This window comes from Pseudomonas sp. SDO5271_S396 (assembly GCF_054071795.1).
Map to the genome: position 1 here is coordinate 76,875 of NZ_JBSVWB010000016.1, position 25,350 is coordinate 102,224.

24 protein-coding genes and 1 tRNA gene are annotated in these 25,350 nt (G+C 59.5%); 22 read left to right on the forward strand and 3 right to left on the reverse strand.

What is annotated here, in order from left to right; genetic code table 11:
- Positions 1-7 precede the first annotated feature (7 nt).
- From ACW9IN_RS13640 to ACW9IN_RS13685, 10 genes are all read left to right on the forward strand, one after another.
- Positions 8-295 (forward strand): hypothetical protein, encoded by a 288-nt coding sequence (locus ACW9IN_RS13640; RefSeq protein WP_226456663.1) that lies wholly within the window; start codon positions 8-10, stop codon positions 293-295.
- Positions 288-515, forward strand: coding sequence for a hypothetical protein (locus tag ACW9IN_RS13645; protein WP_017844442.1), 228 nt, complete (start codon positions 288-290; stop codon positions 513-515). The genes ACW9IN_RS13640 and ACW9IN_RS13645 overlap by 8 nt, the downstream gene beginning before the upstream one ends.
- Complete coding sequence (locus ACW9IN_RS13650; RefSeq protein WP_457366367.1) at positions 512-1,393, forward strand: toprim domain-containing protein; 882 nt, start codon at positions 512-514, stop codon at positions 1,391-1,393. The genes ACW9IN_RS13645 and ACW9IN_RS13650 overlap by 4 nt, the downstream gene beginning before the upstream one ends.
- A complete protein-coding gene (locus ACW9IN_RS13655; RefSeq protein WP_457366368.1) occupies positions 1,380-3,173 on the forward strand; it encodes a DUF927 domain-containing protein in 1,794 nt (597 codons plus the stop codon). Before ACW9IN_RS13650 ends, ACW9IN_RS13655 begins: the two co-directional genes overlap by 14 nt.
- Positions 3,170-3,532, forward strand: a complete 363-nt coding sequence (locus ACW9IN_RS13660) for a hypothetical protein (RefSeq protein ID WP_457366369.1) — start codon at positions 3,170-3,172, stop codon at positions 3,530-3,532. The genes ACW9IN_RS13655 and ACW9IN_RS13660 overlap by 4 nt, the downstream gene beginning before the upstream one ends.
- A 307-nt stretch (positions 3,533-3,839) precedes the next feature.
- Positions 3,840-4,448 (forward strand): hypothetical protein, encoded by a 609-nt coding sequence (locus tag ACW9IN_RS13665; protein WP_457366370.1) that lies wholly within the window; start codon positions 3,840-3,842, stop codon positions 4,446-4,448.
- Between the two features lie 105 nt (positions 4,449-4,553).
- Positions 4,554-4,934 carry a hypothetical protein gene (locus ACW9IN_RS13670; RefSeq protein WP_457366371.1) on the forward strand — a complete coding sequence of 127 codons (381 nt, stop codon included), beginning with the start codon at positions 4,554-4,556 and terminating at the stop codon, positions 4,932-4,934.
- Between the two features lie 10 nt (positions 4,935-4,944).
- On the forward strand, positions 4,945-5,547 hold the full coding sequence (locus ACW9IN_RS13675; protein ID WP_457366372.1) for a tail assembly protein: 603 nt from the start codon (positions 4,945-4,947) through the stop codon (positions 5,545-5,547).
- A gap of 43 nt (positions 5,548-5,590) precedes the next feature.
- Positions 5,591-6,016, forward strand: coding sequence for a hypothetical protein (locus ACW9IN_RS13680; protein ID WP_457366373.1), 426 nt, complete (start codon positions 5,591-5,593; stop codon positions 6,014-6,016).
- A gap of 383 nt (positions 6,017-6,399) precedes the next feature.
- Positions 6,400-7,335 carry an HNH endonuclease gene (locus ACW9IN_RS13685; protein ID WP_457366374.1) on the forward strand — a complete coding sequence of 312 codons (936 nt, stop codon included), beginning with the start codon at positions 6,400-6,402 and terminating at the stop codon, positions 7,333-7,335.
- 453 nt (positions 7,336-7,788) lie between these two features.
- Here the strand turns inward: ACW9IN_RS13685 and ACW9IN_RS13690 are convergent, their stop codons facing one another.
- The gene (locus ACW9IN_RS13690; protein WP_457366375.1) at positions 7,789-8,790 is read right to left on the reverse strand and encodes a DUF5677 domain-containing protein; all 1,002 of its coding nucleotides are present in this window, start codon (positions 8,788-8,790) and stop codon (positions 7,789-7,791) included.
- A gap of 432 nt (positions 8,791-9,222) precedes the next feature.
- Here ACW9IN_RS13690 and ACW9IN_RS13695 point away from each other — a divergent pair, with 432 nt between their 5' ends.
- From ACW9IN_RS13695 to ACW9IN_RS13725, 7 genes are all read left to right on the forward strand, one after another.
- Positions 9,223-9,498, forward strand: coding sequence for a hypothetical protein (locus ACW9IN_RS13695; RefSeq protein ID WP_457366376.1), 276 nt, complete (start codon positions 9,223-9,225; stop codon positions 9,496-9,498).
- A gap of 853 nt (positions 9,499-10,351) precedes the next feature.
- Positions 10,352-10,570: a hypothetical protein gene (locus ACW9IN_RS13700; protein ID WP_457366377.1), complete on the forward strand. Its 219-nt coding sequence runs from the start codon at positions 10,352-10,354 to the stop codon at positions 10,568-10,570.
- Positions 10,567-11,064, forward strand: coding sequence for a toxin-antitoxin system HicB family antitoxin (locus tag ACW9IN_RS13705; protein ID WP_457366378.1), 498 nt, complete (start codon positions 10,567-10,569; stop codon positions 11,062-11,064). The genes ACW9IN_RS13700 and ACW9IN_RS13705 overlap by 4 nt, the downstream gene beginning before the upstream one ends.
- A complete protein-coding gene (locus ACW9IN_RS13710) occupies positions 11,061-11,555 on the forward strand; it encodes a hypothetical protein (RefSeq protein WP_457366379.1) in 495 nt (164 codons plus the stop codon). Before ACW9IN_RS13705 ends, ACW9IN_RS13710 begins: the two co-directional genes overlap by 4 nt.
- Positions 11,556-11,603: 48 nt before the next feature.
- Positions 11,604-11,837, forward strand: coding sequence for a hypothetical protein (locus ACW9IN_RS13715; RefSeq protein WP_457366380.1), 234 nt, complete (start codon positions 11,604-11,606; stop codon positions 11,835-11,837).
- A gap of 647 nt (positions 11,838-12,484) precedes the next feature.
- Positions 12,485-13,093, forward strand: a complete 609-nt coding sequence (locus ACW9IN_RS13720) for an AbiU2 domain-containing protein (protein ID WP_443698883.1) — start codon at positions 12,485-12,487, stop codon at positions 13,091-13,093.
- A gap of 4 nt (positions 13,094-13,097) precedes the next feature.
- Complete coding sequence (locus ACW9IN_RS13725; protein ID WP_457366381.1) at positions 13,098-13,298, forward strand: hypothetical protein; 201 nt, start codon at positions 13,098-13,100, stop codon at positions 13,296-13,298.
- 306 nt (positions 13,299-13,604) lie between these two features.
- Here ACW9IN_RS13725 and ACW9IN_RS13730 read toward each other — a convergent pair.
- Both ACW9IN_RS13730 and ACW9IN_RS13735 read right to left on the reverse strand, forming a co-directional pair.
- Positions 13,605-13,680: transfer RNA gene (locus ACW9IN_RS13730), tRNA-Thr, on the reverse strand.
- Positions 13,681-13,870: 190 nt separating this feature from the next.
- Positions 13,871-14,095, reverse strand: coding sequence for a DUF2790 domain-containing protein (locus ACW9IN_RS13735; protein ID WP_457366382.1), 225 nt, complete (start codon positions 14,093-14,095; stop codon positions 13,871-13,873).
- A 594-nt stretch (positions 14,096-14,689) separates the two neighbouring features.
- Here ACW9IN_RS13735 and bcsQ point away from each other — a divergent pair.
- From bcsQ to ACW9IN_RS13760, 5 genes are read left to right on the forward strand one after another with little or no spacing between them, the layout of a single operon-like run.
- Positions 14,690-15,793, forward strand: a complete 1,104-nt coding sequence (gene bcsQ / locus ACW9IN_RS13740; RefSeq protein WP_457366383.1) for a cellulose biosynthesis protein BcsQ — start codon at positions 14,690-14,692, stop codon at positions 15,791-15,793.
- Positions 15,790-18,009: a UDP-forming cellulose synthase catalytic subunit gene (bcsA, locus tag ACW9IN_RS13745; RefSeq protein ID WP_457366384.1), complete on the forward strand. Its 2,220-nt coding sequence runs from the start codon at positions 15,790-15,792 to the stop codon at positions 18,007-18,009. The genes bcsQ and bcsA overlap by 4 nt, the downstream gene beginning before the upstream one ends.
- The gene (bcsB, locus tag ACW9IN_RS13750; protein WP_457366385.1) at positions 18,006-20,279 is read left to right on the forward strand and encodes a cellulose biosynthesis cyclic di-GMP-binding regulatory protein BcsB; all 2,274 of its coding nucleotides are present in this window, start codon (positions 18,006-18,008) and stop codon (positions 20,277-20,279) included. The genes bcsA and bcsB overlap by 4 nt, the downstream gene beginning before the upstream one ends.
- Entirely contained in the window at positions 20,276-21,472 is a 1,197-nt protein-coding gene (gene bcsZ, locus ACW9IN_RS13755) for a cellulose synthase complex periplasmic endoglucanase BcsZ (protein WP_457366386.1), read from the forward strand. The genes bcsB and bcsZ overlap by 4 nt, the downstream gene beginning before the upstream one ends.
- Complete coding sequence (locus ACW9IN_RS13760) at positions 21,454-25,344, forward strand: cellulose synthase subunit BcsC-related outer membrane protein (RefSeq protein WP_457366387.1); 3,891 nt, start codon at positions 21,454-21,456, stop codon at positions 25,342-25,344. The genes bcsZ and ACW9IN_RS13760 overlap by 19 nt, the downstream gene beginning before the upstream one ends.
- The last annotated feature ends 6 nt before the right edge of the window (positions 25,345-25,350 follow it).

The window sequence follows — 25,350 nt, forward strand, 5'->3', positions numbered from 1 at the left end:
GTTAAGCATGAAAATTCAAAACGGCGCATCTGCGTCGACGGGATCGGCTTGCCTGAAAAAAGCCGCCGAACTGTTTTACGTCACGCACCCGAAGGTGCCCAAGGCATTGCTGGGACCGTTCTTGACCGAGGCCGACGCCGAGTGCGGGCGCGTTGTTATGCGCAGTGCTGGCGCTCAGGTGACGGCCTGTCTGGTTGACTCAATCGACGACATTACCCGCTGGCACGGTGTGAACAACGGTCAAGTTTGCCGGGCCTTCGCTGGCGCTGATCGCCGGGAGGTCAGTTATGGGTAACGTCACCCCCATCAAGCGCAAGGGCAGCAGCGTGCCGCCCACTACGGGCGCCCACATCGACAGCGCCAGCTATGTGCTGCTGGTGGAAACCCTGGTCGGCTTCCTGGAGCTGCGCATCTCTGAAGGCGATCAAGGCCGCCACTGCGATGAGCTGGAGCGCCTGACTCAGAAACTGGAGAACTTGGCCAAGCGGTTTACCCCGCCGAAAGGGGCCGCATGACAGACGCAACGATCCAATTCCGTGATGCGCTCCAGGCCGTCTATGGCCCTCTCGACTGGCTACCAGAGCCCGACGGTGCAATCCACCGATTCCGTGTGCCGGAGGATAAGCCTAGCTCGCTCAACGGCTGGTATGTGCTGTACCTGGACGGCATTGCATCCGGCGCGTTCGGCAGTTGGAAAGCCGGCGGCGCCAGCACCTGGTGTAGTCGCGAACCGGTGGACGTCCGCGAAGCGGCCCAGATCCGCGAGCGAGTTGACCAGGCCCGGCGCCAACGCGAAGCCGAGCAACACCGGCGCCAGCAGCAGGCCGCCGAGAAGGCTAACCACTGGTGGCGCAATGCGCGCCGCGCCTCACCTGACCACCCGTATCTGGTAGCCAAGGCAGTTCGCTCCTACGGCCTGCGCCAGCGTGGCACTGACCTGCTGATCCCGCTCTACCTGGATGGGCGCTTGGTCAACCTGCAACGAATTGCCCCGGACGGCGACAAGCGCTTCCTGTTCGGCGGACGGATCAAGGGCACCTATTCGCCGCTGGGCATCATCGAGCCAGGTTCTCTGCTTTGCATCTGCGAAGGGTGGGCGACGGCCGCCAGCCTCCACCAGCACGGCGGCTATGTCGTTGCCGCTGCCATGAACGCGGGCAACCTGATCCCGGCGGCGATGAGCCTACGCGCTCGCTACCCGGGCCAGCCAATCGTCATCGCCGGCGACGACGACCGGCTCACCGATGGCAACCCAGGGCGCGCCGCGGCAAACGCAGCGGCGGCGGCGGTGGGTGGCCAAGTGGCTTTCCCTGAGTGGCCAGAAGGCGCTCCCGATGACCTCACCGACTTCAACGACCTCGCCAACTGGAAACTCGCCCATGTCCAAGCCTGACACCAACGTGATCAACCTTCGGCCGGACGCCGCGACCATTGCGCCAGATCGCCCCTGCTGGGCGGTATATGAGCATTGGGTGATCAATGAGAAGGGCCGCAAGCTGCGCCCGGGCGTTTACTGGCATAGCTTCAAGCGCGCCGCCGCTGACCAGGACGACGCCGAGGGCGATACCGGCGACCGGCCTATCACTGATGAGTGGATCTCCAGCCCCGTCACCGTCGTCGCCCGCACCACCAACAGCGACGATGGCAGCGAAGGCCGTTTGCTGCGCCTGGTCACAGAGGGCGGTATCAAGGAATGGATCATCGCCATGGAAGTGTTCGGCGGCAGCGGTGAGGACGCCCGGCGCGCTTTGTTCGGGATGGGCGTCATTATCGCCCTCAAGAAACGCGGCACGTTCATGGAGTACCTGCTCGACCAGCATCCTGCAGAAGTGTTTGCCACCACCAGCCGGCCGGGCTGGCATGAATCGGGAGCGTTCGTGCTGCCTGGGCGAACCATCGGCAGCGCCAATGTGCGGTACCAGGCCAGCAACAAGGCTCAGGTACTTTTCAGCCGGCGCGGCGATCTGTCGCTGTGGCAATCGGAGGTAGCCGCCAAGTGCACGGGCAACCCGGTGCTGACACTCGCGATCGGCTGCTCGCTGGCTGGCCCACTGCTGAGTTTGGTCGGAGTGCTAGGTGGCGGTGTTCACCTGGTGGGCGATAGCTCGAGCGGTAAGTCGCTGGCGCAACTGATCGGATCGTCGGTATGGGGCGACCCGGGCGTGTTCGCCGCCAGTTGGGACATGACCAAGGGCGGCCTGGAGATCGAGGCATCGAGCCGCAATGACACCATCCTGCCCCTGGATGAGATAAAGCGCGCCGACCCCAAGCGCGTACAGGAAATGGCCTACTCCCTCGCCAACGGCCAGGGCAAAGGCACCATGACCCGAGAGCGCGAAGGCCGCGCCAAATTGAGCTGGCGCCTGCTGACACTCTCCAGCGGCGAGCGCTCCCTCTCTGAACACGCGGCCATATCCGGCAATGCCGCCCACGCTGGCGCCGAGTTGCGCATGGTCGACGTGAACGCCGGTACTCGGACACACCGGGCCTTTGACGAATTGCACGGGCTTGAGGGCGCGGACTTTCACCGACAACTCACCGTCGCCGTCGGCGCCCACCATGGCCACCTCGGGCCAGCCTTTGTCGAGAAGCTGCTCGAAAGCGACGACCGAACGGGCCTGCTGGAAGACTTCGCCGGCGTTCGCGCCAGCTTTGTAGAAGACAACGCCCAAGCTGGCCGCGTAGCTGATCGGTTCGCGGTGATCGCACTGGCCGGTGAAATGGCAATCGCGTATGGCCTGCTGCCTTGGGTGCCGGGTACCGCCCTCGCCGACTGCCGTTTGCTGTATGGCGAATGGCTCAGCCGGGTTGGCAGCGGCAACGCCGAAGACCGCCAGATCCTGGCCGGCATCCTGGAATTTATCGACCGGCACGGTAGCAGCCGCTTTTCAGATGTTGACGATCAAACGCCGGACACCAAGGTTTTCAACCGGGCCGGTTACTGGGAGCTGGTGGGCACCAACCGCCTGTACCTATTCAACAAGCCGGCGCTCATCGAGGCGGCGCACGGCTATGGACTGTCTCGCATCATCAAGGCTCTGGAGAGCGCTAACGTCCTGGCACGCCGTGACAACGAGCGTAAAACCAAAAACTACCGACTCCCTGGTGGTGGTCAGGCGCGTCTCTATGTGATCGACCCAGACATCATGGATCGTGAAGGCGGTGGCGCATGAACGTCACTCAAAGGCCAGCAATCCAGACTGCCCAAGTTCACAGGAACCTAGAATTACTGGCAACAGTGGCAACAGTGGCAACGGTCTTGTGGGGCGTGGCTTACAGCCGTTGCCACCCTATAAAAAATGTGGCAACAACTGGCAACGCACACCTCATTTTCAACATAAGAGACCCGCACTTTCCCTTCATTTGGTTATCACTGTTTCCGGTAAAAAACCGGTGGCAACAGTTTGGCAGCATCGGCAACGCCTGGAGGCCACGGTTTACGGGGCTGTTGCCATTGTTGCCGCTGTTGCCGGTGTTTTTGAAATCACAGGAACACTGGATTACCAGCGATCAGGCCGAGGTGACGGTATGAGCCTCCTTTCCGGCCTGCTCGATCACATGCCGTCAGCCATTGCAGGTGCCGACGCCACAGATTTGCGGAGTCGCCATGAACCTCGCCCTCGCCTGGTGCTGGCCAACCCTGTTGAGCGCATTCCCAGGCTCATCACAAGCCCACACGCGAGCGCCGCCACTGCCACACCCCAATGGCGACACGCCCGTGACCGCTACCTCAACCACATCATGGTTTGCCGGAGCTGCTACGCGCCCACCGGGCGCTATTGCAGGGCTGGCGCCCACCTGCGCGCCAGCTACGACGCCACACCTATGGAGGCGCACCAATGACGCCCAGCCGTATCACCCGCTTGTGCAACATCGGTATGAAACCCGGCATCAGCGCCGCCACGCAGCTCATCACCACCCGGCGAATATGCCACGCCATTGCTGACCAGCTCGACGTTATCCGCGGTGAACGGCGAGCCCTACGCCGGCAAGCGGGAAAGCTGAAAGCGTTTCTCCCATTCACCCGGCAGACCATTGCGGAACTGGAGGAGCAGGCCAACGAACACCAGGAGGCTACTCGCAGCGGAGCGTGGAGCGCACTTGCTGGGTTTGGCCAATCACTGATGTTCGACCGTGAGGGGCTGGCGCAGGCGTTGGGCTTCGACCAGATGTGCGACCTGCTCAGCGTCAACCCAGTACATCGTCATCGGGCTATCACAGACGGTGACACCAGCCTTCGCGGAGTGGCCTATCTATCCCAACTGGAGGACAGCGCCGACCGCAAAAGCGACGAATGGGGTGCCGGTGGACCGCTGTATCGCGCCTGCCACGCCGCCATGATCCGGTTCATCAGGGAATGCCCAGAAGACCAACTGCCAGATCCATTCGCCCCTGGTGCGCCGTGCGGCCCAAAGCTGCCGCCAGTCCTGAGCATCGTCGGCAACTGACCATTTTCCGCGCCACGTTTTGCGAATCACGAAAACGTGGCGCGACACCGAGCAGCACCACAGGGCACCTGCCCACGACCAGCGCCAGCGGCGCACAGAGGAAACATGACAGACCAAGACAGCAACACAGCGGGCCAGGCGCCCACGTACTGGGAGCGCTTTGCGGAGGCGTGCAAAACGATGGATTTTGCCGTCGCCCCAAACATGAATGGCGGCTACCTCGTCTGGGAAGTGCAACACGTCCGTGACGGGCAGAAGGTGACCATCGATGGACCGTTTTTCACAGAGGATGAGGGAAGGATCTCAGCCGACCTATTGCGCGGGACATTCCGCGGGGCTCGCGCTTACCAGGCGATTCATTGCTGGGCATGGAACCCAGACCCACGCCGCGAAAAGGCTATCCGTGACGACGCCATGGCATCCCGAATGATGCTCGCCATGCAGATCGGCGCCGAAGTACCAACCCACGCCACCAATTCAAAGTAGGAAAGAAACCATGGCCGCATCAGTGATCGAGTACACGCCTGTCATCAACTTCAAGCTTCGCGGTGCCCTCCGCCAGTTCGGCAAGTCATATCCATTAGCCGTGCGTACGCCGGCGGAAGCCGTCAAAGCCTTGTGCGTTCAGATCCCCGGATTTGAGCGCTATATATCGAACGCCAAATCCCGGGGCTTAGAGTTCGCCGTGTTCCGCGAAAAACGGAATATTGGCGAGAAGGAGTTGAACTTCAACGGAACCGGCGACATCACCATTGCACCAGTAATTACAGGTAGTAAACGCGCGGGTTCGCTTCAGACAATCGTCGGCGGGATATTGATTGCAGCAGCATACGTGCTGTCTTTCACGCCGTTCGCTGCTGCGTCACCTTTTCTGTATTCGGCAGGCGCTGCAATGTCTATCGGCGGCATTATCCAAATGCTCAGCCCACAGGCTGGTGGTCTCAAGACCAGCGCGGCACCGGAAAACGTGCCCGGGTACGCGTTCGGATCAGCGAAAAACACCACAGCCTCGGGCAACCCGGTCCCGCTTTGCATTGGCCACCGGCGGTGGGGCGGCGCGATCATCAGCGCCGCGATTTATGCCGAGGATAAAGTCTGACGTTAGACGGTGCTATTGTTGCTTCTTATGAAGAGGAGCTCTCATGCTTAAAATCGCTGCAACAACAGCCCTATTTGCCGCTCTGGTGGCTGGATGTGCCACTTCCCCAGTGCTCATGACAAATGCTGTTGCGGTGCCGCCTGAAAGGATTCTTGCCTATCAGAAAGACACACCAGGTACAGGCACTTTATCGGTGACCCGCGACTCGGGCCATACGGGAAGCCTTTGCTCGGTTGGCCTTTTCGTAGACGGCAAAGTGGCGGCATTACTGAAGCCTGGAGAGAGAGTTGCCCTCCATGTCCCGGCGGGGTCTGTTGTTGTCGGCGCGGCCTACCAAGGAAGCGGTATCTGCGGGATGGGGGCCGAAAGGCAGGAACGAGAAACAATCGTCACCGGCGGGAAGGTGAAAACCTACCGAATATCAACGAGCGGGGACGGCGTTTTAGACATCCTCCCAACCACGCTCTAGCGAAAAGACAGGGCCGCCTTCGGGCGGCTTTGTCACGCTCTGAGATAGACGATATGGTCTCACTCAGACCAAATCGTCTGTTTTGCCGCTTCGCGAGTGACCACCCTGGTAACCACTAAAAGTAACCACCCCGCCTGGTTGCCATCTATCACAGAGATTTCCGTCACAGAGTCGTCCGGCGCCCGCCAACCTTGATAATTGTTAACAGGGTGACGGGTTGGACAACCTCTTACGGAGCTGATATTTGCTAATAGGAAGCGAGTTTGCCATCCGGCCCAGGTCGAAAAAACTTCACTGACACGCCGCGCTCCACGCAAGTGGCCTCAAATCTCGCAGAGAGGCGGTATCCGGCTGAGGAGTACCTTACAGTGCAGGGACACAAAATGAATGTTGAAGACGAAAGCCTCGACGGGTTCCGACTAATTGAGGCAGGGATAGTCGGTGCAGGACATAAGCATTACATTGGTGAGCGATTCATCTGCCGCTTCTGCGGGCTAGGCCGTGAATCTGTGACTTTCAAAAATAAGGCTCATGCCATTCCTGAGTTCCTCGGCAATCACCAGCTTATACTCAATTCCGAGTGTGACAGTTGTAACAAGCACTTCGGAAATGTAATAGAACCACACTTGGAAAAGTACACGCATCCATTCAGAGCGCTGAATGGAATCACGAACAAGTCTAGGAAAACGCCAAAACACAGTGATGAGAAAATTGGCGCGTTTCAGATGGACCGCCACACCAATAATATTGCTATCACGCTCAACGTAGACGATGCGCTCGTCCATCACGAGGATCGCAATCACGTTTCATGGGAGATGCAGAGGAAACACTTCGTACCCTACATGGCTTACAAGGCACTCTGCAAAATAGCTGTTTCAGTCGCCGATGAAAGATACCTGCCCCTCTTTAAGCCCACTCTCGAATGGCTGAACCCGCTTACTAATAGGGAGATGGGTATCAATCCGGCCATCGTAATCGAAACACTTACGCCGGGAACAAGGTACACATCGTGTGTCTACAGGCTCTATCTTCGAAATACTAATACGATCCCACACTGCCTATTCTGGATTGCCTTTGGCAGCTTTTCGCTAATGACACTTGTCCCAACTGGGCTGGACTTCAAAGCTGGTGTAGCCCTCCAATCCGAACTGCCTTACATGCCCGACACCCGATCGGAAGAAGATATTGCAATATACGGGCATCAACTGCACATTGAGCGTGACTTCTCCTCTAAAGAGCTCATCAGCTTCCCGCACGAAGTTCACATACAATTCGAGACAGTTAAAAAAACTAGCCCTTCCAAAAACGAAACAACCTAACTTGAATATTTCACTATTGATGCTGAGCAGGTGCAAGGCCTAGAGTCGCGGCGAGATCCAGATGCCCGATTTAGCCGATGGGAGGCCTTCGTGATCAGGCTCAGCACCACATAGCACAGGTCATTGCCCCCAAGACAAAGTTTGCGAAACAACCCTACGGAAGGCTCGCGTCAAGTGGCGGTCGACCAGCTGTCGCGCAGTGCTTCGCGCACGCCCCTCGCGCACCTGCTCAATGCGCGAAGCCCTTCCCCGGCAAGGTTTCACGCCCCCTTCACGCAACATATTCACGCACTGGGCCGCGTGATGGCCAGGCGGCCTACTGATGCTGTCTAGCGCCAACGAAGGCTCGTCGATAATGCACGCGACAACTCGCTAGTGGTAATCAGATCGGGCGGTATCCACTCTGGTATCCACGGTTTGGAAGGTATCAATTAGCGATGAGCTGAGGCGCGTTTAATCGCCTTCGGGTTCCCCGTTCTGGGCGGCTGGTCCCGTTGCAGCCAAATCATCTAATGCCTCCAGCGTCTCCCTGTACAGGCTTTCCAGCCATTTCCACGCTGTTGCTTGAAATAGATCGCGCTGATTCTGAGGGTATTCATTAGCGATGACAGAAAGAGATCCAACCAAACTGAGCCCGCAGAACATTAGGGGCTGTGCCAGCCCCTCATTAGACGGACCAGTAAGAAGTATGTTTCTCCGGCTGAGATACAGCCCCATGTTGTTATCCAGGCTATCCGCGCCTGTGTGAACGTATTGGCTTGCAAGCTTGTATTGCGGCCTTAGAGACTGATACCCAGAAAGCTCCTCCAATTTGGAGAAAGTGATTTTCTTGGTGTCAGGAAGAAGGACTTTTGCCCATCCGTTTTCACGGTCAAAATCGGAGCCATGTTCCTGAATTGCGCGATCAAATGCCTCCTGAAGCTCCGTCATTACCTCGGCTGATATCGGCGGTTCACCAGTAACCTTGCTGTGTGCATTGAAAAATTCAGCTGCTCGTAAACCTAGAACTGACTGGAAATCTTTAAAACGCACTGACAGCGAGTTATCTGCATTACCCAACAGAGAGAGCACTACGCATGTCTCATGCATAGCCCGCCAGCGGCTGAACCCGCCTTCTGAGTATCCGCCTGAAAGAGAGTTATGGATTTCTCCGGATAGCTGAACAGAACGCGAAAATAAACGAGTCAACACATTAAATTTTACGTCGGATGGCAACTGACCGTTACGTTGCTCCTCTATCAACTCAGATAGAATTTCTTGGCACATCAACGTGAGACTTCTAAGTCTGCCTAGCGGTTTTCCCCAGGTTACGGACAGCCTTTCGCGGAAACCGGAGAAATCTGAATGGTCTCCGGAGAGCGTCTCCTCGAGCCGCCCCTCCAATCTCTGTTTGAGATTTTCCGCTTCGCGTTGGAGAACGGTGTCTGCGTCAGCGGATGATTTCTTCAGCGTCATGTGCCTTCAGCTCTTTAATGAATGGGTTGGCCGCTTTCGACATCCTGAGCAGATGGTCCCATTTTTTAATCGCTGTTAATACCGCCCCATGCCCTGGCGACAACAACTTGCCGCAGCATGAAAACACAGTAAGTACGCAGCTCAGTACGCACGGTTGGCACGCACTCTGGGCGTGTACCAGCAGGAGGTTCGCACTTCTGGTTCGCACCCTCTTACGCGAGCCTGGTGCGAACCAAGCCAGTGGTTACCACGCTGGTTAACACGGGAAGTTACCAATACGAGCGGTTGCCATGCGCTGGTTTCCACTGTGGTTTCCAGGGTTTTGTAGTGGTTTTCACTGGCAACCTGGTTTCCTGCGCACAATCGCCCCGGAAGGCAGACAGGGGGTAAATAAGCAGCCGGCCGACGCGTTTACGCCATGGATACTCGGCTATGCTGAATCATCACTTCAAAATGGTGGAAAGAGCTATGGGTTCGAATGATCACGTTGACTGGGAATTGGACGACGCAATCAATGGCCTTATTGATGAGGGGCTGTTAGAGGAAGGCACTCCAGCATATGGAGTTGCTCAGCAAGTCATTCACAGCGGTATTGAATCGCTCAGCAGCAATCAACGGCGTGTTTGGGACAAGTACGTATGGGAAGCGCTGGGACAGAGGCAGGAGAAACTCGAAACCCAGCGGATTATAGATTCGAATCCCGAGTAGGCATTTTCGAAACCCGCGGCCGGCAGAAACCTAGCGCTGCTGGGGAGTCGAACGTACTTTGACCACACTTTGACGGAATGCGAGACAGGCATCAGACCAACCCCGCGCAGAGTGGGCGTCTGAGGCTTATAGCGGGACCAGCCCGTCAAACAAGCGCACCATGGCCGCCGATACCCCTGACAGACCCCAGACGAATACGGCGCTTTCGGCTCGCCTATTTTTACAATTCATCTGCCGGGCAGCATGCGAGTGTGAGACAGGTATGAGACGAAATCTGCACCGAGCGACCGCCTGAGGCTTGTACCGCAAGGGGGTCGTCAACGAGCAGGGCTTTACCGTTTCATACCCCTGACAGCCCCCGGAGGGCTTCTTGGCAGACTCTAGGCCGACATTCAAATGCGCCCTACGCTGTGCGCAAAAGACTTACTACGACCCCAAGCTTCCAATCCCCGAGACATTCCCCAGCTTCAGATAGACTCACCCTATCGACCTATTAGATAGACGGTACACATCGGTTATCACTAACCTAAGCCTAGAAACCAGAATCAAACGACAGGTATCAGAGCCGCTCAGGACGAGGTACATCCGATTTGCCTGAGGATGAGAAGGCGCACGGTACGGTTAAGGCACCGGAAGAAGGTAACAAAGCTTCAGATTCGTATAGCTTTTTTAATTGGGATCGCCTGTCGTATGATGCGCCATCATGATGGCACCCCCCAATGCCACGATGTCGCGAGAAGGATTTCGATGATTTTTTTTGAACTGACACTACCTGTGGTGTCATATGTGTTGTAAAGTCGCCTCCGTCATCGATGACCTTCGCTCGAGGAAAGCGAATGTCAGGTGTGGTGAAATGAGAACCATTCTGGAAGGGTTCGGATTCACAATCAAAGAAGGAAAAACGGCGAACCATAAGCTATTTTTCCATCAAGGGCTGAAGGAGTTCACTTCCTCTAGCTACGATTGTGGTCATGGAAAGGATTCGCTCATCAAACCCGCATACGTGGGCAAGGTGATTAAGGTTTTGAGTGACTTCCAAGACCTTTTAGACAACCTGGAGAGAAATAAATGATTGATGCAAGCCGTTATTCCATCGAAATTCGCAGTGGGAATTTTGAGGGTGAGGATTGCTTCCAAGCTCGAGTGAAAGAAATTCCTTACCTCGAAGAGTATGCTGATACTTACGAAGAGGCGTATGCACTGGTAATTGATAGTCTTGAGCAAACAGCTATCGAAATGAAAGAGACTGGCAAAACCATGCCACCTCCAATCACTTCGGTTGAAGATTATAGCGGCCGAGTTACACTGCGCCTGCCTAAAACGCTACATCGTTATTTAACTCACGTTGCTGAAAGCGAAGAAGTTAGTTTGAATGCTTTGCTAGTATCTGTACTTTCCGATTTTCATGGATTCGACGTTGGTCAAGATTCAAATAGCAAAGGCTATTATCAGTCCGTCGCAATGAGCTATGCAGTTTCCAACGCTCACATTGAGCGTAAAAAGGTCAGACAGTCATCTCTACGTATTGTCGGCGGTAGCACCTACTCGGCACCGAAAGCAGCATGAATAATGAAGCTTTGAACAAAGCAATCGCTTCGCTTAAGTTTACAGATGTATTTATAACTAAATCCACCTCCAGTTTAAGCGAAGACTTTGACCCTAAATTTGACGCTCGAAGTGATAGATTGAGCTTTCAAACTAAAAACTTCGTCACTGCCTCCGCAATTTTTGAGGGTGAAAGTGAAGATGGCCCCTTGCAGCTATTCCGTGTAACTTCGGAACTGGGTATTAGAATCATATGCAAGGATGACGTCGAAGAGGGAAACGAAGAACCAGAGGTACTTGCACAGGTGGAAGCTACGATGGAGGCCGATTACACTATATCGGATGCATCGATAGCTGAAAATCAAGAAGCGCTGGATGAGTTCGCCCTAAAAAACGTCTCATATCATGTGTGGCCTTATTGGCGAGAGTACGTAACATCCCAGCTACTCAGAATGAATATGCCTAAACTGGTACTACCGATGCTATTAAGAGCGTCGAACCAGGAACAATAAAAAACCCGCATATGCGGGTTTTTTATATCTAGAGTGGAGAGAGCCACCATGACGGATATCAAACTGATCGCCAGCCTATTCGATCGCCTCAATCAAAACCAGCTCGCCTTGGGCGCCGCGGTGGAGGAGCTTTCCAACTGGGTCGAGCAGCGCGGATCGGCAGACATTGCCAACAACGTGCGCGGCGCGTTGGAAACGCTAGACGAGAACCTGGTGTTCATTCGCCAGGGTATTGCTGAGCTGACCGTCGCCGGCAGCCTGGGCAGTCGTTACTCAGGCTAGGATTCTGGACAGGCTCTGGACGGCTGGAGACGCCGCAGCTCATCCAACTCGGCCCGCGGGCCAAAGCCAGTAAAGGCTGGCGGCAGATCGGGCATGAGGCCGGATAGCTACCCCGTCCAAAAAAGGGGCTAGCCGAGACAGTCACTTGAGGGACAAGTGGCACACGGTCGAACCGGGCAAACGCGACCGTTACCCTTGACCAGCCTTGACGAAATTCTTGACAGGTCTTGACGGATTTATCTGTCGCCACCAGCAGCCGGATCGCTTAAAGCCGAGCAGGGCAAGGCTTTTCGAGCATTCGAGCTGCCTGGCCAGCACCAGCCCCGTCTAAAATTCGAGAGGCGGCCGTCAAGGTGGATGCTCGATCAATATCTTGGCGCGATGGTGTGGTGAAATACCGGGTCAGAAAAATGCTTAGCGGGCCAGGCAATACTAGACAGGCACTAGACGGATTCCCGACGACAGAACAAGGGTCAGTTGCCCGCAGCCCAAGCAATGCACCGCTTCCAGCATCAAAGTTGGCGCGCTGGCGCTAGATGCTCGTCAAGTAGCTACTGAGACTTCCATCAGACTGAAATCAGAACAAAACGACTAGACTCAGCCGAGAGCGTAATCACGACGCAGCCAATGATAATGGTGGGGGCGAAATGAACATTGAAGACCCGGAAATTGCAGCGCTGAGAGAAAAGTTTGTTCACTTTCGAGAAGAGTGTATTTGGCTCACTAACTGCTACAACCTTTACAAAACTTTGTATGAGGGTGGCCCCGAGACGGACGCCTTGCTACATCGTGTAGCGCCGGCGCTTTTTCTTGACCTGAATCGGATTGTGATCGATCACATACTCCTTCAAATTTGCAAAATCACAGATCCGGCACAAACAGGGGCTCAGCAGAATCTAACCTTGGCTAACCTGAACAAACATCTGCAGGCCATCAACCTGTATTCATCCGAGATAGAGTTGGTGTCGGATAAGCTAAGCGCCTATCGCGAAGTGATAAAGCCAGCAAGGAATAAACTGATCTCCCACCTGGACTGGAAAACCGTGCGTGATGGTCAGTCTTTGGCAGCGCACGCGGCAGAGGAAGTAAGTCACTTCTTCGCCGGCCTTTTCCGTTACACAGATCTTGTGGGAGAGGCTTGCGGGATAGGGCCTTTAGACTATCGAGTCTCCGCCTGTGCAGGCGACGCGATCGACTTACTTCGCTTCCTGCGCCAAGCCACACCGGCGCCAACACCAACCGCGCATCGAGGATAGAGCCGTGTCCGTTATTGACTGTGATTATCTGCCCACCGATAAGGTGGCGTTTCCGCCGGAACTGGCGCTGCTGATTGTCAGGAAGGCCAGCGCAATGGCGGCGGCATTCGAGGAGCAAGCCCTCGATCAGCTCACCAAGGACGCCCGACGCGCACTTTCGCAGGGAGCTGAGCCTAGGCGCGTAATCAGGGAAATGCGCTTGTAGGCGGGAAAGTGAACTACCGGGACCTCGGTAGTTTTTTCCAGTACCTGCCATACCGGAATGGGAGCCCAGCTAATCGCGGATAATCCCCTACATCCGCCTTTCGTGAAACACCCCATGAATGGCCACTACCCTGATCCGGGGTGGTGATGTTGCGAGGTAATGGGATGGCTTGCTGTGCTGATGACTGACGAGGGTGGAGTCACCAGTCTTTTAAAGAAACGGGGAACGAACGGGGAAAATTTCTATTAGAAGAAGCCCAAAACGAAAAAGGCCCACCGTGAGGTGAGCCTAAGTCGTTGTTCTATATGGTGCCGGCACCAGGAGTCGAACCCGGGACCTACTGATTACAAGTCAGTTGCTCTACCAACTGAGCTATACCGGCGTGTTAGGGCGACGATTATAGCGATTGGCAGGGTTCTGTAAACCCCTGAATTCTGACTATTTTTGCGAGCCTCAAGGTTTTCCGGCGAGCGTGTCTTTTTCCGGGAGGCGAGGGTAGGAGTTGTCCTCGCTCTTCAACCTTCCCATCAGCCCGCTCAGGGCGATCCTCGACCGCCCCGGTTGCGCGCTGGTCAGCTGCCTGCCGCGCAGTTGTCTGCGAACTTCTTGTAGTCCAGTACGCGTTTTTCTCCGCTGGAGTCCAGGTAGGTCATGCGGGCGTTGACCACGCCGCAGCCGGCGCTGGCGTCTTGGACGCTCGACAGGACGCGCTGGATGTCCGGCTTGGGTTTGACGTCGGCGTGGGCGTTGAAGGCGAAAGCGGCAAGGCTGATGGCGATGAAGGTGTTCCAGTTCATGGTGGTGTCCTCGTGAGGTTTGGGTTAGCGGTGTGTGGAGCCATTGAACACCTCACAGGTATCCGGTCTGTGTCGGGGCGGCGCGGGTTTTGCTTCGTTGTGTGTTGCTGTCGGGGCGACATACAAACAGATACACAACGCCGATTTTTTAGGCGCATTTGGCCTGACCGCTCGGTCGGTTGTCGCTTGAATCCAATAGAGGTTGTCGTATTCTGTCGCGGAATATGAATCGTCGGTTTAATCGCGGATTCGTGTAGGAAAATTTCCGAGACACTGGGTGGCAACCGATTTTGTGTGGTGGGGTTTGTCAGAAATGTGCCGTTTCTGTCCGTTCGGCCAACTAACCCCACGAAAAAATATCGCAACCCCATGTTCTGGCAGTAAATGGATTTTTCTCGGCTTGCAAGTCATAAAAATGACGTCAAGCCGTTCGTCGGAAAAAATAGAGCGTAAAGCATCAAAATACTGACACTATCAATGTGATATCACAGAATGCGCGCCTTATTTACATAACTATAAAAATTCGAGGTCAGCTCAGCGCTGACCTTTTTATCGCCTTTAAAGCGTGAATCCATGGGTGGGGAGGGGCAGTGAGTGAGTCGAGCTGATGACATTTCAAAACTATTCAACAAGCTGGGTGCCAACCCCAACGGCTACCGCGAGATCGACTTCGTCCACGAATACCTGGAAGAAGACGACGTAGCGGTCCTGGAAAGCCCGAGCGTGGCGGAAGCACCGCCTGCCGTACCCGTGGAGGTTGCACCCGCGCCCGCAGTGTCGCTGGCGTCCGTGGAGGCTGTTGTCATAGAGGAGGAACCCACGGTTGCACCTCTGCAGCGCCTGCTGGAAGAACTCCACCAGGGCGAAGTCGACCATCTGCAACCGCCCGAAGTGGTGGAGGGGCCGGAAGGCGAGGTCTATTCGGCACGCACCACGCCACACGTGGTGGTGGTTGTTTCGCTCAAAGGCGGCGTGGGTCGCAGCACCCTGACCGCTGCGATTGCCAGCGGTTTGCAGCGCCAGGGCCGACCTGCGCTGGCCCTGGACCTGGACCCGCAGAACGCCTTGCGCCATCACCTGTGCCTGGGCCTCGATATTCCAGGTGTCGGTGCTACCAGCCTGCTCAACGAAAGCTGGGAGCACCTGCCCGAGCGCGGTTTTGCAGGTTGCCGCTTGGTGACCTTCGGTAGCACCGACCATGAGCAGCAAAAGAGTCTGAATCGCTGGCTGGGGCAGGATGCCGAGTGGCTGGGCAGGCGATTGGCCGGCCTGAAGCTCAACGGCCAGGACACCGTGGTCATCGACGTGCCTGCCGGCAACACGGTGTACCTCAGCCAGGCGATGTCGGTGGCCGACAGCGTGCTGGTGGTGGTGCAACCGGATGTCGCCTCGTTCGGCGCGCTGGCGCAGATGGACAGCGTGCTTGCGCCGTACCTCGCGCGTGAAACCGCGCCGCACATTTATTACGTGATCAACCAGTTGGACGGCGCTCACCGTTTCAGCCTGGACCTGGCCGAGGTGTTCAAGACACGCCTGGGCGATGCCCTGCTGGGGATGGTCCACCGCGATCTGACGTTCAGCGAAGCCCAAGCCTACGGGCGCGACCCCCTCGACCCTACCGTCAACAGTATCGCCTGCCAGGACGTCCATGCCCTGTGCCGAGCCTTGCTCGAACGAATCGACTCGGACCTTCCATGACCGACATTACGTCCTCCACGCCCTCCGAAGAAGGGCGCGCAGAACAGCGCCTAAATGACGCCCTCGCGCGCTTCAATCGCTGGCCGGCGGCGCTGCGTACGGTACTGGTCGTTGCCAGTTGCGTGCTCGGCGCCTTGTTGTTGGCGAGCATTATCTGCGCGCCGCTGGACCTTTCCAGCCAGTTCCTGTTCGCCGGCGTGTGCTTCCTGGCCGTGCTGGTGCTGCGCAAGATCCCCGGGCGCCTGGCGATCCTCGCGCTGGTGGTGCTGTCGCTCGTGGCCTCGTTGCGCTACATGTTCTGGCGACTCACCTCCACCCTGGGCTTCGAAACCTGGGTCGACATGTTCTTCGGCTACGGCCTGGTCGCCGCCGAGTTCTACGCCATGGTGGTGCTGATCTTCGGCTACGTGCAAACCGCCTGGCCGCTGCGCCGCACGCCGGTGTGGCTCAAGACCGAGCCGGAAGAATGGCCGACGGTCGACGTGTTCATCCCCACCTATAACGAAGCCTTGAGCATCGTGAAGCTGACCATCTTCGCCGCCCAGGCGATGGACTGGCCCAAGGACAAGCTGCGCGTCCACGTACTGGACGACGGGCGCCGCGATGACTTCCGCGACTTCTGCCGCAAGATCGGCGTGAACTACATTCGTCGCGACAACAACTTCCACGCCAAGGCCGGCAACCTCAACGAAGCGTTGAAGGTCACCGACGGCGAATACGTTGCGCTGTTCGACGCCGACCACGTGCCCACGCGCTCCTTTTTGCAAGTGAGCCTGGGCTGGTTCCTCAAGGACCCGAAGCTGGCGATGCTGCAAACGCCGCACTTCTTCTTTTCCCCGGACCCGTTCGAAAAGAACCTCGACACCTTCCGCGCCGTGCCCAACGAGGGCGAGCTGTTCTACGGCCTGGTGCAGGACGGCAACGACCTGTGGAACGCCACCTTCTTCTGCGGTTCCTGCGCGGTCATTCGTCGCAAGCCGTTGCTGGAAATCGGCGGCGTGGCCGTCGAGACCGTGACCGAAGACGCCCACACCGCGCTCAAGCTCAACCGCCTGGGCTACAACACCGCCTACCTGGCCATTCCGCAAGCCGCGGGCCTGGCCACTGAAAGCCTGTCGCGGCATATCAACCAGCGGATTCGCTGGGCGCGGGGCATGGCGCAGATCTTCCGCACCGACAACCCGTTGCTCGGCAAGGGCCTGAAGTGGGGCCAGCGCATCTGCTACGCCAACGCCATGCTGCACTTCTTCTACGGCTTGCCGCGCCTGGTGTTCCTCACCGCGCCGCTGGCCTACCTGGTATTCGGCGCCGAGATTTTCCACGCCTCGGCGCTGATGATCGTCGCCTACGTGCTGCCGCACCTGGTGCACTCGAGCTTGACCAACTCACGGATCCAGGGGCGTTTCCGGCACTCGTTCTGGAACGAGGTCTACGAGACCGTACTGGCCTGGTACATCCTGCCGCCGGTGCTGGTGGCGCTGATCAACCCCAAGGCCGGTGGCTTCAACGTGACCGACAAGGGCGGCATCATCGACAAGCAGTTCTTCGACTGGAAGCTGGCGCGACCCTACCTGGTGCTGTTGCTGGTGAACCTGGTGGGCCTGGGGTTCGGCGTGCATCAGTTGGTGTACGGCGAGGAAAACACCGCCGTCACCGTGGTCATCAACATGACCTGGACCCTTTACAACCTGATCATTACCAGCGCCGCCGTGGCCGTGGCTTCGGAGACGCGCCAGGTACGATCCGAGCCGCGGGTGAGCGCCAAGCTGCCGGTGAGTGTGATCTGCGCCGATGGCCGCGTGCTTCACGGCGTCACCCAGGACTTTTCGCAGAACGGCTTCGGCATGATCCTCAACGACGGTGAAGTCGTCGGCCAGGGCGAGCGGGTCAAACTGGTGCTGTCGCGCAACGGCCAGGACAACCTGTTCCAGGCGCGCGTGGCATTCAGCAAAGGCTCGCAGATCGGTGCGCAATTCGAATCCCTGAGCTTGCGCGAGCAAAGCGAGCTGGTGCGCCTGACCTTCTCCCGCGCCGACACCTGGGCCGCCAGTTGGGGCGCCGGTCAGCCGGACACGCCGCTGGCCGCCCTGCGCGAAGTCAGCGGCATCGGCATTGGCGGCTTGTTCACCCTGTGCCGCGCCACCGTTCATGAATTACGTCTGGCTTTGCGCCGCACGCCCTCACAACCGCTTGATACGTTGATGGACAAGCCATGACCCGCACACCTTATTTCGCGCGCGTTCAGTCGCGTGCCGCACTCGCGTTGATGATCGCCTCGCTGCTGGGCCTGAGCCCGCTGCTGCAGGCGGCCGACAAAACGCCGATTGCCCCTGCCGCCGCGCAAGGTGCCGAGGACGGCTACAGCCTGACCCTCAAGCAACTGGGGCGCCGCGACACCATGAACCTGCAAGGGGTGGAGTCGTCCGACAGCGTCAACTTCGACATCCGTGCCGACCAGGTCGTGACCGGCGCACAACTGCTGCTCAACTACAGCTACTCACCGGCGCTGCTGGCGGATCTGTCGCAGATCAACGTGCTGGTCAACGACGAAGTCGCCGCCAGCCTGCCACTGCCCAAGGAAGGCGCGGGCACCGTGCAACAGGCGCTGGTGCAGATTCCGCCGCACCTGATCACCGAATTCAACCGCCTGCGCTTGCAGTTCATCGGTCACTACACCATGTCCTGCGAAGACCCGCTGCACAGCAGCCTGTGGGCCAAAATCAGCAACACCAGCGAGTTGAAAGTGCAGGTGTCGTCGATCCAGCTCAAGGACGATCTGTCGGTACTGCCGTTGCCGTTCTTCGACAAGCGTGACGCGCGCCAGGTCAACCTGCCGTTCGTGTTCGCCTCGGCTCCGGACAACGCCACCCTGGAAGCCGCGGCCACCCTGTCGTCGTGGTTCGGCGCACTGGCCAGCTACCGGGGCGCCACGTTCCCGGCCAGCCTGGGCACCATTCCCGCCAAGGGCAACGCGATTGTCCTGGTGCTGAGCCCGGACGCCGTCGACGTCAACGGCCTGAAGGTCGAGCAAGCCGCCGGCCCGAGCCTGAAGCTGATCGCCAACCCCAACGACCCCCACGGCAAATTGCTGATCGTGTCGGGCCGTGACGGTGCCGAACTCAAGCGCGCCGCCACCGCTGTGGCGCTGGGCAGCCCGGTACTCGCCGGCAACAGTGTGGTCATCGACAAGCTCGAAAGCCTCGCGCCGCGTCGTCCGTACGATGCGCCGAACTGGGTGCCGAGCGATCGCCCGGTGCGCCTGGGCGAGCTGGTCGACCTGAAAAAACTCAACGTCTCGGGTTACAACCCGGGCCCGATCAGCGTCGACTTCCGCCTGCCGCCAGACCTGTTCAACTGGCGTGAAGAAGGCGTGCCGCTGCACCTCAAATACCGCTACACGCCGCAGCAGGTGTCGACCAATTCATCGCTGCTGGTGGGCCTCGACGACCAGTTCATGAAGACCATGCCACTACCGTCGATCACCAGCCTGGCCGACGGCAAAAGCCTGCTGACCCTGATGGCCAAGGACAACACCCTGCCGCGCGAAGCCACCACGCTGCTGCCGATCAGCTCGGCGTCGCCCAAGTCCAAATTGCAGTTGCGCTTCATGTTCGACTACATCAAAGAGGGTGAATGCCGCGACATCATCGTCGACAACATGCGCGGCGCGATTGATCCGGATTCGAGCCTGGACATCAGCGGCTACCAGCACTTCATCGCCATGCCCAACCTGGGTGTGTTCAACGATGCCGGCTTCCCGTTCACCCGCCTGGCCGACCTGTCGGAATCCGCGGTGGTGCTGCCCGACAACTTCGGCACCGACGAGTTGAGCGCCTACCTGACCGTGCTCGGTCGTTTCGGCGAGTCCACCGGCTACCCGGCGACTGCCGTGAAAGTGGTGCTGGCCAAGGACGTGCAAAGCGTTGCCAACAAAGACCTGCTGGTGCTGGCGTCGGGCAGCGACCAACCTCTGCTCAAACAGTGGAAAGCGTACCTGCCGGCCAGCGCCGATGGCTCGCAGCACCAGTTCAGGCTGTCGGACCTGCCGCGCTACGTGAGCACCTGGATCAGCCCGGACCCCGAGGCTAATCAGCACGCGGCCAACGCGGCACTGATCTTTAACAGCCTGAGCACCAGCACCTGGTTCGCCGGTTTCGAGTCGCCGTTGCAGGCCGGGCGCAGCGTGGTGCTGATCGCCAGCAGCAAGCCGGAAGGCCTGAAGACCGCCACCTCGGTGCTGATCGGCGGGGACGACTACAAGGAATCGATCCAGGGCAGCCTTGCCGTGGTGCAAGGCAAGCAGATCAGTTCGCTGGTGGCTGACCAGCAGTATTACGTCGGCCAACTGGGCCCGTTCAAGTACGTGCAATGGCAGTTGTCGCGGCACCTGGGCTGGATGCTGGTGATCACCTTCGTGGGCCTGGCGATCGTGTCGTGCCTGGTGTACCTGTCGCTGCGTGCCCGTGCAAAACGGCGGTTGGCATGAGGCGTCTGGCCGGCTGGGTCGTGCTGGGCGCCACGCTGTTCGCGGGGGCTGTCCAGGCGCAGACCTGTGACGCGCAATGGCCGCTGTGGCAGAACTACGCCACGCGTTTCGTGCAGGACGACGGGCGTGTGTTGAACTCGTCCAAGAACCCCAGCGAAAGCAATTCCGAAGGGCAGTCCTACGCCATGTTCTTTGCCCTGGTGGGCAACGACCGCGCGCGCTTCGACAAGCTCTGGAGCTGGACCAAGGCCAACATGGCCGGCAACGACCTCACCCACAACCTGTTCGGCTGGTTGTGGGGCAAGACCAAGGACGGCGAGTGGGGCGTGATCGACGCCAACTCGGCCAGCGACGCTGACCTGTGGATCGCCTACGCGCTGCTCGAAGCGGCGCGCGTGTGGAACGTGCCGCAGTACCGCGCCGATGCCCAGTTGATCCTGACCAATGTGGAAAAGACCCTGATCATCCGCGCGCCGGGCCTGGGCAAGATGCTGCTGCCGGGGCCGGTGGGCTACGCCTACCCGGGCGGCTTGTGGCGCTTCAACCCCAGCTATCAGGTGCTGGCACAACTGCGCCGCTTCCAGAAAGAGCGCCCCAACGGCGGTTGGAATGAAGTGGCCGACAACAACGCCAGGATGCTCGCCGACCCCCACAGCAACCCCCAGGGGTTTGCGGCCAACTGGGTCGGCTACCGCGCCACCAGCGCCACCACCGGTGTGTTCGTGGTCGATCCGTATTCCGACGACCTGGGCAGCTACGACGCGATCCGCACCTACCTGTGGGCCGGCATGACCGCCAAGAGCGACCCTCTGGCGGCGCCGATGCTCAAGGCATTGGGCGGCCTGTCGCGGGCCACGGCAGCATCGGCCAACGGTCTGCCGCCCGAGAAGGTGCATGTGCTGACCGGTGAAGTCGAGAAGAACAACGGCTATTCGCCGCTGGGGTTCTCGGCCTCGGCCATGGTGTTCTTCCAGGCCCGGGGCGAAACCGCCCTGGCCCAATTGCAGAAAAACAAGCTCGACGACGTGCTGGGCAAGGCCATGGCCACGTCCGCGCCGGACAGCGCGCAGCCGCTGTATTACGACTACATGCTTAGCCTGTTCGGCCAGGGTTTTGCCGATCAAAAGTACCGCTTCGAGCAAGACGGTACGGTCAAATTATTCTGGGAGGGCGCATGCGCCGCCACACGCTAGCCCTTGCGATCATGGCCACCCTGGCGTCCAGCGCCAGCCTGGCTGCATCCAATGACCCGCAAACCCTGCTGATCGAGCAGGGTAACTATTGGCAGTCGAAGAAGAACCCCGAGCGGGCTCTGGAAAGCTGGCAGAAACTGTTGAGCCTGAGCCCTGAACAGCCAGATGCCTTGTACGGCATCGGCCTGATCCAGGTGCAGCAACAGCACCCGGAAGAAGCGCAGAAATACCTGGCCCGCTTGCGCGCGATTTCGCCGTTGCCCCGCCAGGCGTTGCAACTCGAGCAGGACATCGCCGTCAACACGCCGACCAACGCCAAGCTGCTGGAGCAGGCCCGTGAGCTGGGCGAGCCGGTGGAAGAGCGCGAGAAGGCCGTGGCGCTGTACCGCCAGATTTTCCAGGGTCGCCAACCGCAAGGGTTGATCGCCCGTGAGTATTACAACGCCCTGGCGTTTACGCCCGGTGGCACCGCTGAAGGTATCGCCGGCTTGCAGCGGGTGACCCGCGAGCGTCCGAACGATTCGATTGCCGCACTGTTTTTGGCGCGCCATCTGGCGCGTAACCCGTCGTCGCGGGTCGAAGGCATTCGTGCCATGGAGCGCCTGACTTCCGACAACGACGTGGGCGGCGCCGCCGATGAAGGCTGGCGCTTCGCGCTGATCTGGCTCGGTGCACCGAACCGCGACCAGGTGCCGCTGTTCCAGCAGTTCCTTGCCAAGCACCCGGACGACAGCGAAATCCGTGCGTTGATGAACAAGGGTATTGCCCAGGGCAAGGGTGACGGCGGTTGGCAGCGCGACCCGAAAATGGTCAAGGCCTTCAAGGCGCTGGACGACGGTGACCTGAAAACCGCCGAGCCGCTGTTGGCGGCGCGTCTGGCGGAAAAGTCCAATGACATCGACGCCCTCGGCGGCATGGGCGTGCTGCGCCAGCAACAGCAGCGCTACAGCGAAGCCGAGAACTACCTGACCCAGGCCACACGCCTGCCCGGCGGCGGCGCCTGGCAAAAAGCCCTGAGCGACGTGCGCTACTGGAACCTGCTGAACCAGGCCCGTGACGCCCAGAATGCCGGCCGCACCAGCCAGGCCCGCGACCTGGCTGCCCAGGCCGAGCGCCTGAACCCCGGCAAGACCGACGCCACCATGGCCCTGGCCGGTTTCCAGGCGCAGGACAACCAGCTCGACGCCTCCGAAGCCAGCTACCGCAAAGTGCTGGCGCGCAACCCCAACGACCCGGATGCCTTGAGCGGCCTGATCGGCGTGTTGTCGCAATCCGGCCGGCCCGATGAAGCCCTGAAGCTGATCGATTCGCTGTCCGCAGCCGACCGTGGCAAGTTCTCCTCGAATGCCAAGATCAAGGCCTTGCGCGCCACCCAGATGGGCAAGCTCGCCGACCAGCGCGGCGACTTGAAAGCCGCACAAGCTGCCTACCAGCAAGCCCTCGACGCCGACCCGGAAAACCCCTGGACACGTTTCGCCCTGGCGCGGGTTTACCTGCGTGACGGGCAAATCCGCAACGCCCGTGCCTTGCTCGATGGCTTGCTCAAAAGCCAGCCCAACCAGCCGGACGCGCTGTACACCAGCACGTTGCTCTCGGTCGAACTGGACGAGTGGAAAGCGGCGGACGCGACCCTTTCGCGCATTCCGGCTGCCCAGCGCACGCCGGACATGAATGAGCTGGCGAGTGACATCGCCCTGCACAAGCAGACCGATATCGCCATCGAAAGCGCCCGCCGTGGTCAGCGCCCCGAAGCGTTGGCGTTGCTCGGTCGCAGCGCCACCCTGGCCGGCAAGAAGCCTGAGCGCCTGGCGGTGCTGGCTTCGGCTTACGTCGAGGTGGGCGCGCCGGAAGAAGGCTTGCAGATCATGCAAGGCGTGCTGGAGAAGACCCCCAACCCGACGCCGGACCAGAAGCTGCTTTACGCCGGCGTGCTGCTCAAGGCCAACCACTACACCGAAGCCGGCGACATCCTGCGCGACCTGCAGGGCCAGCCGCTGACCGACGCCGGGCGTCAGCGCTACGAAGATTTGATCTTCCAGTACCGGGTCAAGCAGGCCGATGCGCTGCGCGAGAAAAATGACCTGGTGGCGGCCTACGACATGCTCTCGCCGGCGCTGGTGCAGCGTCCCCACGACACCTCGGCGATCAGCGTGCTGGCACGCATGTACGCCGACGGCGGTGACGGCAAGAAAGCCATGGCGCTGTACGAGCCGCTGGTGCAGCAGAACCCCAACAACGCCCGCCTGCAACTGGGCCTGGCGGGCATTGCCTTGAAGGGCGGTAACCGCAGCCTGGCCGAATCGGCCACCGACAAGGCGCTGCGCCTGGACCCGACCAGCGCCGAGACGCTGACCGCTGCCGGGCAGATCTACCAGGGGCTGGGTCGCAATGCCGAAGCGGCCGAGTTGCTGCGCCGTGCCCTGGCCATCGAAAACACCCAGCGCGTGCAGGCGCGTTCGGCGCTGGCCGATGCCCAGGGCGTGGCTTACAACCCCTTCGTCGGTCTGCCGGGCCAACGTCGGCAGATCACCGATTTGGCCGTCGACCGTGGCGCTGTGCCGCCGCCCATCGACGCGCCCGCCAATGTGGTCCCGGCGCCGGTGGCCGCGCCGGGCACTGCAATCCCCGCCAACGGTTTTGTGGCGTCGAACAAGTTGAGCGATCCCTTCGTTCCGCCGACCCGCATTGCCGCGCTGGATAACCCGACGTTGAGCCCGGCGCGCCGTGCTCTCGATGGCCTGTTGCGGGATCGCAGCGGCTACCTGGTGCAAGGTTTGAGCGTGCGCAGCAACAACGGCGAAAGTGGCCTGAGCCGCATCAGCGATGTGGAAACGCCGTTCGAAGCGCGCATGCCGGTGGGCGATTACAACGTCGCGTTGCGTGCCACCCCGGTGACGTTGAGTTCGGGGGCGGTCAAGGCGCTCTCGGCGGCGCGCTTTGGTGCCGGTGCGGGTGAGGACAGCGCCAAACGTGAAAACGGCGTCGGCCTGGCGGTGGCGGTGGAAGACCCGGCGCAAGGCGTCAAGGCCGACATCGGCGTCAGCCCGGTGGGCTTCACCTATAACACGGTGGTCGGTGGCGTGAGCGTGAACCGACCCTTCACTGAAGGCGGCAACCTGCGCTACGGCGTCAGTGTTTCGCGGCGTCCGGTTACCGACAGCGTGACGTCGTTCGCTGGTTCCAAAGCCCGGATCACCAACGCCGACGGCGAGGTCATCGAGAAGAAGTGGGGCGGCGTCACCGCCAACGGCGGGCGTGCCGAGCTGAGTTATGACGACCAGGAAGTCGGGGCCTACGGCTATGCGTCGTTGCACCAGTTGCTCGGCAATCACGTCGAGGACAATACCCGCATGGAGCTGGGCAGCGGCGTCTACTGGTACCTGCGCAACACGCCGACCGACACCCTCACGGTGGGCGTCAGCGGCATGGCCATGGGCTTCAAGGACAACCAGGGTTTTTACACCTACGGACAGGGCGGCTACTTCAGCCCGCAGCGCTTCTTCTCCCTGGCGGTGCCGGTGCGCTGGGCGCAGAGCTTCGACCGCTTCAGCTACGAGTTGAAAAGCTCGGTGGGCGTGCAGCATATCGCGCAAGATGGCGCCGATTACTTCCCCACCGATCGCATCCTCCAGGACAATGCGCCGACCAAAAAGTACGACAGCAGCAGCAAGACCGGCATCGGCTACAGCCTCAACGCGGCTGCCGAATACCGTCTGACTTCACGTTTTTATCTGGGTGGCGAAGTCGGTGTCGACAACGCCCAGGATTACCGCCAGTACGTCGGCAACGCGTACCTGCGCTACCTGTTTGAAGACCTGAGCGGGCCCATGCCGCTGCCGGTCAGCCCTTACCGTTCCCCGTATTCGAATTGATTGATA